Source organism: Bacillus paramycoides (genome assembly GCF_038971285.1).
In the GTDB taxonomy this organism is placed as follows: Bacteria; Bacillota; Bacilli; order Bacillales; family Bacillaceae_G; genus Bacillus_A.
The window spans coordinates 2,974,340-2,987,414 of record NZ_CP152427.1 but is presented as its reverse complement, the minus strand read 5'-3'; the positions used below and the strand labels follow the sequence as shown (position 1 = coordinate 2,987,414).

Annotated in this window: 10 protein-coding genes; 6 read left to right on the top strand and 4 right to left on the bottom strand. The window is 33.7% G+C overall.

Annotation, left to right across the window (positions count from 1 at the left end):
* Positions 1–12: 12 nt before the first annotated feature.
* The 3 genes from AAG068_RS15430 to ycaC all read right to left on the bottom strand — a co-directional run bounded on the left by AAG068_RS15430 (position 13) and on the right by ycaC (position 2,061).
* Positions 13–606 carry an antibiotic biosynthesis monooxygenase gene (locus tag AAG068_RS15430; RefSeq protein WP_071759131.1) on the bottom strand — a complete coding sequence of 198 codons (594 nt, stop codon included), beginning with the start codon at positions 604–606 and terminating at the stop codon, positions 13–15.
* Complete coding sequence (locus AAG068_RS15425) at positions 603–1,247, bottom strand: hydrolase (RefSeq protein ID WP_048525494.1); 645 nt, start codon at positions 1,245–1,247, stop codon at positions 603–605. The genes AAG068_RS15430 and AAG068_RS15425 overlap by 4 nt, the downstream gene beginning before the upstream one ends.
* Positions 1,248–1,416: 169 nt before the next feature.
* Positions 1,417–2,061: an isochorismate family cysteine hydrolase YcaC gene (ycaC, locus tag AAG068_RS15420; protein WP_048525495.1), complete on the bottom strand. Its 645-nt coding sequence runs from the start codon at positions 2,059–2,061 to the stop codon at positions 1,417–1,419.
* Positions 2,062–2,554: 493 nt separating this feature from the next.
* Between ycaC and AAG068_RS15415 the strand changes: the two genes are divergently transcribed.
* From AAG068_RS15415 to AAG068_RS15395, 5 genes are all read left to right on the top strand, one after another.
* Positions 2,555–3,391 carry an alpha/beta fold hydrolase gene (locus AAG068_RS15415; protein WP_157409973.1) on the top strand — a complete coding sequence of 279 codons (837 nt, stop codon included), beginning with the start codon at positions 2,555–2,557 and terminating at the stop codon, positions 3,389–3,391.
* 410 nt (positions 3,392–3,801) lie between these two features.
* Positions 3,802–5,391 (top strand): bifunctional metallophosphatase/5'-nucleotidase, encoded by a 1,590-nt coding sequence (locus tag AAG068_RS15410; RefSeq protein ID WP_048525499.1) that lies wholly within the window; start codon positions 3,802–3,804, stop codon positions 5,389–5,391.
* A gap of 439 nt (positions 5,392–5,830) precedes the next feature.
* Complete coding sequence (locus AAG068_RS15405) at positions 5,831–7,162, top strand: erythromycin esterase family protein (RefSeq protein WP_157409972.1); 1,332 nt, start codon at positions 5,831–5,833, stop codon at positions 7,160–7,162.
* Positions 7,163–7,660: 498 nt separating this feature from the next.
* Positions 7,661–8,818 carry a serine hydrolase domain-containing protein gene (locus AAG068_RS15400; protein WP_157409971.1) on the top strand — a complete coding sequence of 386 codons (1,158 nt, stop codon included), beginning with the start codon at positions 7,661–7,663 and terminating at the stop codon, positions 8,816–8,818.
* 343 nt (positions 8,819–9,161) lie between these two features.
* The gene (locus tag AAG068_RS15395; protein ID WP_157409970.1) at positions 9,162–9,422 is read left to right on the top strand and encodes a cytochrome P450; all 261 of its coding nucleotides are present in this window, start codon (positions 9,162–9,164) and stop codon (positions 9,420–9,422) included.
* A gap of 165 nt (positions 9,423–9,587) precedes the next feature.
* On the opposite strand, the gene AAG068_RS15390 is transcribed toward AAG068_RS15395, so the two are convergent.
* Positions 9,588–10,739, bottom strand: a complete 1,152-nt coding sequence (locus tag AAG068_RS15390) for an anion transporter (protein WP_342714908.1) — start codon at positions 10,737–10,739, stop codon at positions 9,588–9,590.
* An 860-nt stretch (positions 10,740–11,599) separates the two neighbouring features.
* On the opposite strand from AAG068_RS15390, the gene AAG068_RS15385 reads away from it, so the two are divergent.
* Positions 11,600–13,024 (top strand): alanine/glycine:cation symporter family protein, encoded by a 1,425-nt coding sequence (locus AAG068_RS15385; RefSeq protein ID WP_048527828.1) that lies wholly within the window; start codon positions 11,600–11,602, stop codon positions 13,022–13,024.
* The last annotated feature ends 51 nt before the right edge of the window (positions 13,025–13,075 follow it).

Sequence of the window (13,075 nt, the reverse complement as noted above, 5' to 3'; positions counted from 1 at the left end):
TTCACACCTCGTCTACTTCCTATTATTTTGTAACCATGGATGAAATAATTTACCGAAAATCGGCATAACTACCCATGATAGCAAGGACACTATACATACAGAAACAAAAAAAGCGGACATAATAGGATTCATATGTTTTATAATAGGTCCTATCAATTTAGGAACTAACATGCTAAGAGGCCATACACCCAGAAGGGTAACGATAGACATTTTCCATTTTGGCGGTGGAATTGGCGTTTTCGGAGTAACAAACCAATAAGCCAAACTACGTTCAGTTTTGTAACTTGGATTAGTAACTTGAAATTGTTCTGCCTTTTTTAACAAATCTCGGCGAACATCTGATTCTTGCCAAGCACGTAGATGCTCATACGTATCAAAGCGAAAAATAACAGTATACTCTCTGGATTCGTTATTTGGGAATATTAGATTTACACCTAAATGCCCTGGGAATTTAGTAGCGGCAGCTTCGATTTCATGTCTCCATGTTTCAAACTGTTTTTCTTTCCCTTGTTGAATTTCCCATGTAACAATCGTTGTTACTGGATCGGCAACATCCATCGTGTTCCCTGTATGAGTCTCTTCGACAGCTACTCCTTCGTGTTTCATATTTTCCTGCTTGGAAGCGCGCCATGCACCATAGTATATGCGTATTCTACACCTTGACCATAAGCACCAGTGTGTTCCTTTACAATCTCCATTACAGCATCATAAGTATCTTTGTGTGCCCAGTCACGTTGGTATTCAAGTAAAACTTGAATTGCTGTCACTGGAATTGCACCAGCTTGTTCTACACGACGCATAGCAGCGTTATGTGCTGTCAAACTAGTGCCACCTGAAGCATCATCAACTGCATACACCTCATAGCCAGCTTTAATTGCTTCAAGCACAGGGAATGCAAGGCAAACTTCAGTCCAAAGTGCTGCAAATATTAATTTCTTTCTACCTGTTGCTTTAACTGCTTCAACAAATTTTGGATCTTCCCAAGAGTTCATTGAACTGCGTTCTATAATTTCATGGTTTGGGAATATGTCAAGAATTTGCGGCCAAAAATAACCAGAAAAGCTGCGTGTCTCAACTGTAGTAAGAATAGTAGGTACGTTAAAAGTTTTTGCTGATTTAGCAAGCATCATAACGTTATTAATCAATGTTTGTCTATCAATACTTGCAACTCCAAAAGTCATTTGAGGTTGAAAATCAATTAAAATTAAGGCACTGTTCTCCGGGTTTAATAATTCTAAATTACTCATAATAAAACGCTCCTTTTTTTTATTTTCAAAAAGTTAATTTAAGTTGTAACCATAAAAATAAAAGCTTTGCTATACTTTTTAATTTAAAATTTAGTGCTGATTTAATCAGCACTAAATCTATACTATCTACTTTAAAAAAGTAATTGAAAGCTATTTCTTTGAAATACATTTATACATTTTGTTTACTAAGATCGCGCTGAGCTCCCATATAACTTCCAATTATATTTTGATAACCTGGAAGATTACTAGCAAGCAAATTGCCAAAACCTTCAACATCGTTGCGCCAATCGCGTTGTAATTCGCAAGCTACGCTAAACCAGTTCATAAGTTGTACGCCATTATGTGCCATACGCGTATTGGCAGCATCTGCAACTTGTTTGCTGAAAGTTCCTGAAGCGTCAGTAACAGCAAATACTTCATATCCAGCTTTTATAGCAGAAAGTGCCGGGAAAGCAACACAAACGTCCGTAACTACGCCCGCGATGATAAGTTGTTTTTTTCCAGTTTCTTCGATTGCTTTTACAAAATCATCATTATCCCATGCGTTAATTTGTCCAGGTCGAGCTATTTTTGGTGCGTGAGGAAAGAGATCAACCAATTCTTGCATTAAAGGTCCGTTAGGCCCGTTTTCAAAACTTGTTGTTAAAATAACTGGTAAATCAAAAAACTTAGCAGTATGAGCAAGAGCTAAAACATTGTTCTTGAATTCATCAACACCATAGTCACGTACTAGTCCGGACATAAGACCAGTTTGATGATCTACTAAAAGCACAACAGCATCATCTTTGTTAATACGAGAATAGAGATCAGTCATTATGTATTCCTCCTAAAAATTAAGTAATCGAAGAAAGTTTAAATAGTCGAATACTATCATAAGTTTCTTCGTTTATAACTAAGCTGACCAATAATATTGGTTATAGCAGCATTCACAGAACATGAAGTGCTATACAAATTTATAGTATTTTAAAACTGATTAGTTAATCAATTCTAAATTATCTATAATTTGTATAGGTCGTAACTATAGTTGTTTTCACTATAAAATAGATTGGTATTACCTATACATCCTATAGATAGAACGATATTGATAGTCACCTATTTTTGTTATTAGAATTGAATAGGAGGAATGTTCAGTAAATAATTCGTGATGAAAAAGGTATAAGATGAGGAATTGTTCCATAAACAAAAAATGAATTCTTCGGAACAATGGAGTTTCAAGCTTAGAGTTCACAATATAAATGTGTATAAATAGGTTATGAGATTCATCCGAATTATTGAAGAAAAGGATACATATTAAAGGAGGTAGGACAATGGCAAAAATTACTGTAGGAACCGAAAATCAAGCACCAATTGAGATATATTATGAGGATCATGGCACAGGAAAACCAGTTGTACTAATTCATGGTTGGCCGTTAAGTGGTCGATCTTGGGAATACCAAGTTCCCGCTCTTGTTGAGGCTGGATACAGAGTTATAACATATGATCGTCGAGGTTTTGGAAAATCATCTCAGCCGTGGGAAGGGTATGAATATGATACCTTTACTTCTGATTTACATCAACTATTAGAACAGTTAGAGCTTCAAAATGTCACACTTGTTGGTTTTTCTATGGGTGGAGGCGAGGTAGCCCGGTATATTGGGAAATATGGAACGAATAGAGTAGAGAAGGCTGTATTTGCAGGAGCTGTACCACCATTCCTTTATAAGTCAGCAGATCATCCTGAGGGTGTATTAGATGATGTAGCAATTCAAGGATTTGAAAATGGAGTAAAAAGTGATCGCCTAGCATTCCTTGATGAGTTTACGAAAGGATTTTTTGCTGCTGGAGATCGAACTGACTTAGTTAGTGAACCATTTCGACTTTACAATAGGGATATCGCTGCGGGTGCATCACCTAAAGGAACACTAGATTGTATCGCTGCTTTCAGCAAAACAGACTTCAGAGGCGATTTAGCTAAGGTTAATATACCTACCCTTATTATTCATGGTGATTCAGATGCGACTGTACCATTTGAATATAGTGGGAAATTAACACATGAAGCAATTCCTAATTCTAAAGTAACGTTAATAAAGGGTGGTCCACATGGGCTAAATGCAACGCATGCCAAAGAATTTAATGAAGCACTCCTATTATTTTTAAAGGACTGATTACAACTATATAATTGTTAATTGATAACTTATAAACAAGTTAAAATAAAGCTTTATAAAAGATGCTCTTGGATAAATCCAGGAGCATCTTTTTAAATGGTGATATTGAGATGTTAGGTTGATAAATCTCCAGTAGTTTTGGATTGAATATTCTTCTTAACAGCTAAAATGTATTGATTAGAGTTTTTTAGATTTCTTAGAAGTATTGTTATATTACTATCAAGATAATATTTTGAATAATCCTCAAAAAAAGAAATGTACATTTTTTTTTTGAGGAAGAAATATCTTGTCAGAAAACAATAAAATCTTATTAATTTTTATAATTGGTAGAATTTTTATAGAAATAATTCTCTTAATATATTAAAATAACATTGTATTATGTCAGATTTTAATTAGGGGAGAGAAATTTTATGTTGAAAAAAATCATTCCAGTTGCTTTAGCAATAAGTACAGTTACTTTTACTAGTGTATTTGCTGCGCCTTCAGCACAAGCAAGTACAGAACCAAACCGCTACATAGATGTGCAAATGCTCGGTATTAACGATTTTCATGGGCAACTAGACACTGTAAAAAAGATTAACAATAAAGATGCAGGGGGAATTGAGTACTTAGGGGCTTATTTACGTGATCGTGAAAAACAAAATCCGAATACATTAAAGGTACATGCTGGAGATGTTGTTGGAGCAAGTACTCCTGTTTCAGCATTATTACAAGACGAACCTACGATTGAATTTCTAAATGATTTGAAATTCGATGTTGGGACTATAGGAAATCATGAATTTGATGAAGGTGTTGCGGAAATGAACCGCCTTATTTATGGTGGATACCATGAGAAAACAGGGAATTTTAAAGGAGCAAAATTCCCATATGTTGCCGCAAATTTCTATAATAAATCCACTGGCCGTTTATTTTTACCACCATTCACTATAAAAAAGGTACAAGGAGTTCCTGTTGGATTCATCGGAGTCGTAACAACGGATGTTCCTAACCTTGTTATGCCTACTATGCTAAAGAATGTAGAAATTACAGATGAAGTTGAAGCTATTAACAAATCCGTAAAGCAATTAAAAAAACTAGGCGTTAAATCTATCGTTGTTCTTGCGCATAACGGAGGTATAACAGATGGGAACGGCGTAACAAATGGTGATATCGTCCGATTAGCAAATGAGACTGATCCAGAAGTCGATGTTATTTTTGGTGGGCATAGCCACACTTATGTAAATGGAACTGTTAATAATAAACTTGTCGTACAAGCAAATTCTTATGGTATGGCTTTTGCTGATGTTGATGTAAAGATCGATCGTAAAACACAAGATATTGTTGAGAAAAAAGCAGAAATTGTTACAACTTACCATGAAGGCATGGAGCCTGATAAAAAAATCAAGAAGAAGATGGAGAAATATCAAGCAAAAATCGCACCTCTTGTTAATGAAGTTGTAGGTAAATCTATTGCTCCACTAGATCGCAAACTCAATACGGCTGGTGAATCTACTCTTGGAAATTTAGTTGCTGATGCCCAGCGTACAACAATGCAATCTCAAATTGCACTTATGAATCCTGGTGGTATTCGTAATGACCTAGATGCTGGTGATATAACATGGGGAGAGATATATGGTATTCAACCATTCGGAAATCAATTAATAAAAGTAAATTTAACAGGCCAAGACATTCGTGATATTTTAAATCAACAATGGCAAAAAGACATAACAAGAATGCTTCAAATTTCAGGGATCCAATACACTTGGGATGCGAACAAGCCTAATGGAGAAAAAGTAACAAGTATTCGCTTAACAAATGGAGAAGAAATTATTCCTTCTAAAACTTACAGCGTCGTTGCTAACGCATTTTTAGCTTCAGGTGGAGATGGATTTGTATCCTTTAAAAACGGTAAAGATGCTGAAGCAGGGCCAACTGATTTTGAAGCGTTAGTAGATTATATAAAAAAATCAAAAGAACCAATTCAGTCTATTATTGATGGAAGAATTCAAAAAACAAATTAGGTTTTTATTAATCTCAAAAACAACTAGATTATCTGTGCGCTAAACTTTTTAGTGTGCAGGTAATCTATTTTTTGTGGGTTTGAAATAAAGTCTTATTGTGGACAATGGGTATATCGTCTAGATGCAGAGTGCAGAAAAAAATGAAGTAAACAAAAAAATAACCCTAAACTAACTCTATGATAAAGAGAATACATTGCAAAAAAACAAAATTTGGAACTTCCTATTAGCCCAATATTAACTGCGCTACAATGGATTGAAGCTCATGTAGTTTTATATTCGTATGAGTGAATTAAGAATTTCTTAAGAACCTATTAAGAAATAAGTGAGTTTTAGGAATTAGAATAAATGTATCTTAACAGTAATAAGAAAATGAATGTTTTAAATGGAAGTTAGCAGAGTATGTCAAAAAGCTATAAGTAAATATTTCAGGAGGTTTTTTATGAAAAAGAAAATAATTATTGCAATTGTTGCTTCTGCTATAACAATGACTCATTTTGTAGGAAATACTTATGCAGATTCGAAAACAGAGGTTTCTGTTACAGCTCCCTACAATACAAATCAAATAGCGAAATGGTTAGAAGCACATGCAAAGCCTTTAAAAACAACTAATCCAACTGCATCTCTTAATGATTTGAAACCACTTAAGAATATGGTAGGTTTAGCTTCAATTGTAGGTTTAGGTGAAGCTATGCATGGGGCTCATGAGATTTTTACGATGAAACACCGTATTGTTAAGTATTTAGTATCTGAAAAGGGCTTTACCAACTTAGTTTTAGAAGAGGGATGGGACAGAGCTTTGGAACTTGATCGATATGTTCTTACTGGAAAGGGAAACCCAAGCCAACATCTATCACCTACATTTAAAACGAAAGAAATGTTGGATTTACTTGATTGGATTCGGCAATATAATGCTAATCCAAAACATAAATCTAAAGTGCGTGTCATCGGGATGGATATTCAATCAGTAAATGAAAATGTTTATAATAATATAATAGAATATACAAAGAGAAACAATTCAGATCTTGTGCCTAGAATAGAAGCGAAGATAAAAGGTCTTATTCCTGTAACAAAGGATATGAATACTTTTGAGAGCCTTTCGAAAGAAGAAAAAGAAAAGTATATTTCAGATGCTAAACAAATTAGTGCTTTATTAGAGGAAAATAAAAGCTATTTAAATGGAAAATCTAAAGAGTTTGCATGGATAAAGCAAAATGCTCGTATTATTGAACAGTTTACTACAATGTTAGGGACGCCTCCTGATAAACCAGCGGATTTTTATTTGAAACATGATATTGCAATGTATGAAAATGCGAAGTGGACTGAAGAACATTTAGGAAAAACCATTGTATGGGCACATAATGGACACGTTTCGAAAACAAATATGCTTCCTTTTATATATCCTAAAGTAGCTGGGCAGCATTTAGCAGAATATTATGGAAAAAGATACGTATCTATTGGAACGTCAGTTTATGAAGGACAATACAATGTCAAGAATAGCAATGGTGAATTTGGCCCATATGGAACATTAAAATCGGATGATCCAAACAGTTATAACTACATTTTTGGACAGGTCAAAAAAGATCAATTTTTTATTGATTTACGTAAGGCGAACGGCGTGACAAAAACTTGGTTAAACGAACAACATCCAATTTTCGCTGGAATAGCTACCGAAGGGCCTGATATACCAAAAACTGTTGATATATCATTAGGTAAAACGTTTGATATACTTGTTCAAATTCAAAAAGTGAGTCCATCTCAATTACATCAATAAATTTAGAATCATGTGCCTTAATGACAACTTGAGAAGTGTTTCATATAATACTATGAATTTTGTTTTATATAGTAAGAAGAATAATTGTATTGGAAAAAATTAGAGATTCAACCTGTTAAGAGTAAAATGAATCTTCAATATGTAAAGCGCAAAAAACACTGAAGCGAAAAGCATCGGTGTTTTTTGCGCTTTCGGGCACAGATGCTACTTCAATCCTATTGTAGAAGTGATTTTGTATGTAAGGAATTTGTAAGGAATAGGTAAGAAAAAAGAGATTTTCATTGTGTAGGATAAAAATATAAGGAGGCGTGAAGGGGGAATAAGTACGGCCTACATATAAAACAATTAGTAACAAGAGTGTTTTGTGAAAATAATGAGTACAATGTTTGCAAATGCATTGTTGCCTTTTCATCATTGAGAGAATTAGTAGCTGTGTGGTTAGTATATGAGACAGCTATCAGCCATCAATACAATTTAAATAGAAGAGAGGAATTCTTTATGAAAACACGCAGTAAAATTACATGTGCAAGTCTAGCACTTTTAATAGCTGGAAGTTCCCTGTTATACATAACACCAACATTAATTGTAAAAGCAGAACCTACGCAAAATGTATCTAGTTCGTTACAAACAAGTACGCAAAGCGATCGTACTTCCGTTAAGAAAGCAATGCGAGATGAACTGCAACTTGGATACCCGGGAATACTCGCTAAAATTTCTAAGGGGGGTAAAACTTGGAGTTATACAGCTGGGGTAGCGGATCTGAAAACTAAGAAACCAATGAAAGCAGATTTTCGCTTTCGCATTGGCAGTGTGACGAAAACGTTCATTGCAACAGTTCTACTTCAATTATCTGGAGAGAACCGTTTGAATTTAGACGACTCCATTGAAAAATGGTTACCGGGTGTTATTCAAGGAAACGGATATGATGGTAACCAGATTACGATCCGGCAAATATTGAATCATACAAGTGGTATTGCTGACTATATAAATTCAAAAGACTTTGATATTACGGATATAAAAAAATCGTATACGGCTGAAGAATTTGTAAAGATGGGGATTTCACTTCCCCCAGACTTTGCCTCAGGAAAGGGTTGGTCTTATTCAAATACAGGATATGTAATACTAGGAATCCTTATTGAAAAAGTAACAGGAAACAGCTATGCGGAAGAGGTTGAAAATCGGATCATTGAACCGCTTGATTTGTCAAATACATTCCTACCTGGCAATTCAAGCGTGATTCCAGGCACTAAGCATGCCCGTGGCTATTTGCAACTAGACGGAGCGAGTGAGCTAAAAGACGTTACTTATATTAACCCAGGTAGCTCGGATGGAGATATGATTTCTACTGCTGACGACTTAAACAAATTCTTCTCTTACTTACTAGGTGGCAAATTACTGAAGGAACAGCAGTTAAAACAAATGCTTACTACAGTTCCTACAAATAGAGAGGGAACCGGATATGGTCTTGGAATCCTTGAAATTAAGCTTCCGAACGGTGTCTCGGTATGGGGACACAGGGGGGGCGTTCCAGGGTTTTCCACTTTTGCTGGTGGAACACTTGGAGGTAAACATACACTCGCTATCAATTCGAACAGTTTAAACATTAATAACCCGGAAGTTTTTAAAAACATTTTACTTGCTGAATTTAGCAAGTAGGAAAAACGGATAAATTTTGTCATTTGTAATTTCCATCGGAATGGATTATCGCTTGAAAGAGTATAGAGGGATTAAGTATCTAGAAACAATCAAGCCAATCATGAAGAATGGCTAAGTAAAAGGATTTGTTTATACATTGGCCAACTAAAAGAGCAACACATATAATGAGTGATTAGTATGTATCTAGTATTGCATTTGTATTGGTATCGTCACGGATTGTAAATTTGTATAAGGTGCGAAGTCTAATTTAAGACTTCGCACTTTTGCTGTTTAACAGCTTTTATTACGAAGCTATTAACAATAGAAAAAAGGAGAATGTAACTAGTTATGTGGATACTACTGTATGATTGGTGCAACAAATTGTGACTCTAACGTATTTGAAAGGCCTGATAAATTCAACGTTTATCGTCTTGACATTGATATTAAAAAGGCATTTAGTGGTACTGCAAGACATCTTGCTTTTGGATCAAGTATTTATAATTGTGTAGGAGCAGCATTTGCAAAATTAGAAATTGAAATAGATTCAACCATCAAAGATAATATTAGCGGGAAAAAATTGAGGGACATTAAGGATTTTGTGAAGAAGACTTCAAAAATGAACTGAAATCTAATAAATAGCGTAAAAGCTAAAAGATTTTCGCTTTGAGAACATCTTAAAATATTAAATTGATGGTAACTTTGTTGTATCTCTTTAAACATACCTATATTAAAACCCAAATTTCTCAATTTAATGCTGAGATATTTGGGTTTTTCTAAAGTAATCAATTTTTTAAAAAATTTTTAGAAATTTAAAGATAAAGTATTGTATACATGTAAGTATGATTAAAAATGCAAAGTTGTAAATGCTAAATTTAATTAAATACGCCTTACTCTCTTTACCATTGGCTTGAGTGAATAGTTTATAGGAAATTACACTGGCTAAAGATGCGATAATTGTTCCAAGCCCTCCAATATTTACTCCTAGTAATAAAGGTTTCCAATCAGAAGTAAAGTTTGATAGAAGAATTGAAGTAGGAAAATTGCTAATCAATTGACTCAAAAATATGGAACTAAAGAAGACTGAAGTATCTCCTTTTAAATTAGCGCGAGCAAATGTCTCCAGCGCATCGGAATGGGAAATGTTTCCGATAAAAATAAAAAAACAGACAAAGGTTATTAGAAGAAAGTAATCGATCTTAAATAGTAAGTTTCTATCTAACGTAAATGCTGCCATCAATGTAACTATTAGCGCAATGTAATAATTAATGACACCAAAAATAGATGCAATGATAGTGATAAGTATCAAAATCCAGATGGTAGCTTTTTTTCGATTCTTCACGGTAATAACAGGTAGTTCTATTTTTAAATCTGTTTTTTGAAGTTTTTGAGTAAATATAAATAACAAACTGATTCCAAGTACAGCTAAAAGCAGGATTGAACCTAAAAATGGGATGAGCTTAATTCCATAGTAAGAATATAAGTATAAATTTTGTGGGTTTCCCATAGGCATCAAGCTACTGCCGATGTTTGCCGCAATTGTTTGCAGGATGATTGTATCCATCATGTTCATTTGTGTTTTTTTACTAATGACAAGTGTTATTGGAACAAAAGTGAGGAGAGCGACATCATTTGTTACAAACATGGAGCAAATAAAGCATAACAAAATTAGAATAATAGATATTGACCTGCTGTTATTGCATTTATTTAAAATCGCAACGGCAAGTTTGTCTAATATCTTTAGCTGTTCCAAGGCCTTAATGGCCACCATTAGATTAAATAAGCTAATTAACACTTCAAAGTTAATATATTCGATCTTTGGCGAATGTATTAAGCAGCTTACAATTGCTAGTATCAGTGAAATGGTAAGTACTAAATCCTTTTTTAAAAATTCGAATTTCATAAGGAGTCTTTTTTTATTTTGAACGAATACTATTTCTTTCACAATACACCACCTGTAATCTATGTTAGTAGAATGAAACGCAAAGGAAATATACATTTAATAATAGATATTCAACAAATCTCACTAGGGGATTAATTGAGAAAACAAATGTTTTTTGTATGATACCATAAATAAATTAAATGTTTTGTTTTTTTAATATTCTTATAATAACTTATCGATTCTTGATTTCAAATACTTTATATGAAGTTCTAAAAGAGAAAAAGTATGCATGTTTTTATGAAGAAAATAGAGACTTGTCAAAAGTTAGGTAGAACGGAATCCGTGATGTTTGGATACTGTATAAAATTCACAAAACCTCACTGTTTTTTAGATGAAAAAACCTTAAAATATTTTTTGGTTTTTATAAAAATCTGTACTTTTTCGTAACATTCTGTACTTTTGATTATAAATTAAAAATAAGCTTCTCTTAGTTGAAGATTGAAAGCGCTTCATAGTTTTTCTATGAACTTTTTACCTAGCCTATTTTTGAGATTAGTAGTGAGAAAGGAGATATTTCCATGTTCTAGGGAAAATTAACAAAAAACCAGTTAATCACTATTGATTATTATGATTTAAATGTAAATCACCGGTAAACGAAACAAACATAATAGTACAACAATATTAGTGGATAAGAATATTAGTTTTACAGAAGGGGATAGAGCACCGTATGTATAAGCGTTAAGTTCTTCAAAAATTCAGTTTTACAGTTACATGTTGTGATGTTTGCTTAAACAGGCCAATCCTATTAATATAGAAAATTTTTATCCTTGTTGTATTTGAATATGAATGAGGTATTTATGCCAGGGAATATAGGTGATTTTATATAGATTATGATAGATAAATTTTTGGTATGGAGTGATAATATGGAAAGATTTTTTGTAGATTTAGTCGGGTCAACGAATGATTTTTTATGGTCTAAATTGTTAATTATTATGCTTGTTATTTGCGGAATTTATTTTACATTTAAATTGAATTTTGTACAGTTTCGAATGTTAAAAGAGATGGTCCGTGTATTAATGGAGGGGAAAAGTGGTTCTAAAGATCAAATCTCTCCTTTTCAAGCGTTTTGTATTGGTATGGCAGCTCGCGTTGGAACAGGGAATATTACAGGAATTGCGATTGCGATTGCATTAGGGGGGCCTGGAGCTGTATTTTGGATGTGGATTATTTCTATTATTAGCTCGGCATCCAGTTTTGTTGAAAGCACATTAGCACAGATATATAAAGTAAAAGATAAAACTGGCTTCCGCGGTGGTCCATCCTATTATATGGAAAAAGGGTTGAATAAACGTTGGATGGGAGTATTATTCTCTATTTTAATCACAATTACTTTTGGTCTTGTATTCAATTCAGTACAATCAAATACAGTTACAATTGCTTTTCAAAATGCATTTGGTACAGATCGCCTAACAGTCGGGATAATCATGGCCATTGCTTTCGCTGCGATTATCTTTGGTGGTGTACAACGTATTGCAAAAATGGCTGAATACAAAGTGGTATTTTTAGCGGTATTATACATTGGAGTTGCATTATTTGTTGTAGTTACCAACATATCAAAAATGCCGGAAGTTCTTTCTCTTATTGTTCAAAACGCATTTGGTTTTAAACAAATAGCAGGAGGTTCAATTGGTGCAGCACTTATGAATGGGGTTAAACGTGGTTTATTTTCAAATGAAGCTGGTATGGGAAGTGCACCAAACGTTGCTGCAACAGCAACAACAAGTCATCCGGTGAAACAAGGACTGATTCAAGCATTTGGTGTATTAACGGATACACTGATCATTTGTACTAGCACTGCCTTTATTATTTTGCTTTCTGATGCATATAAACAACCGGGGTTAAATGGTATTGCACTTACACAAGCAGCATTAAGTGAACACATCGGTTCTTGGGCATCGGGTTGTCTTGCTATCTTTGTTTTTTTATTTGGATTTGGTGCGTTAATTGGCAACTATTATTATGGTGAAACAAATATTCGCTTCTTACATACAAGTAAAGTGTGGTTAATGATATACAGAATAAGTGTGTTGGCTATGATTGTATTTGGTTCCGTTGCAAAGGTTCAAATTGTATGGGATTTAGCGGATTTATTTATGGGCTTTATGGTTATTATTAATTTAATTGCTATTACCTTACTTTCAAAAGTAGCATTTGCGGCGTTACAAGATTATATAAATCAGAAAAAAGCTGGTAAAGATCCTATTTTTTATAAAGAAAACATTAAAGGGCTTAAAAATATTGAATGTTGGGAAAATTATCAGAAAAATTCAAAAAAGAAAAGTGTGTAATAAGAAAGATATTCAGACTGTAATATGTCTGAATATCTTTCTTGGTTCTAG

What these genes read in the sequence shown, in the direction of transcription:
- AAG068_RS15395 (WP_157409970.1), top strand. Translation starts at nt 9,162, where the DNA reads ATGATTGGTGCAACAAATTGTGACTCTAACGTATTTGAAAGGCCTGAT.
- AAG068_RS15405 (WP_157409972.1), top strand. Translation starts at nt 5,831, where the DNA reads ATGAAAAAGAAAATAATTATTGCAATTGTTGCTTCTGCTATAACAATG.
- AAG068_RS15425 (WP_048525494.1), bottom strand. Translation starts at nt 1,247, where the DNA reads ATGAGTAATTTAGAATTATTAAACCCGGAGAACAGTGCCTTAATTTTA.
- AAG068_RS15385 (WP_048527828.1), top strand. Translation starts at nt 11,600, where the DNA reads ATGGAAAGATTTTTTGTAGATTTAGTCGGGTCAACGAATGATTTTTTA.
- AAG068_RS15400 (WP_157409971.1), top strand. Translation starts at nt 7,661, where the DNA reads ATGAAAACACGCAGTAAAATTACATGTGCAAGTCTAGCACTTTTAATA.
- AAG068_RS15410 (WP_048525499.1), top strand. Translation starts at nt 3,802, where the DNA reads ATGTTGAAAAAAATCATTCCAGTTGCTTTAGCAATAAGTACAGTTACT.
- AAG068_RS15430 (WP_071759131.1), bottom strand. Translation starts at nt 606, where the DNA reads ATGAAACACGAAGGAGTAGCTGTCGAAGAGACTCATACAGGGAACACG.
- ycaC (WP_048525495.1), bottom strand. Translation starts at nt 2,061, where the DNA reads ATGACTGATCTCTATTCTCGTATTAACAAAGATGATGCTGTTGTGCTT.
- AAG068_RS15415 (WP_157409973.1), top strand. Translation starts at nt 2,555, where the DNA reads ATGGCAAAAATTACTGTAGGAACCGAAAATCAAGCACCAATTGAGATA.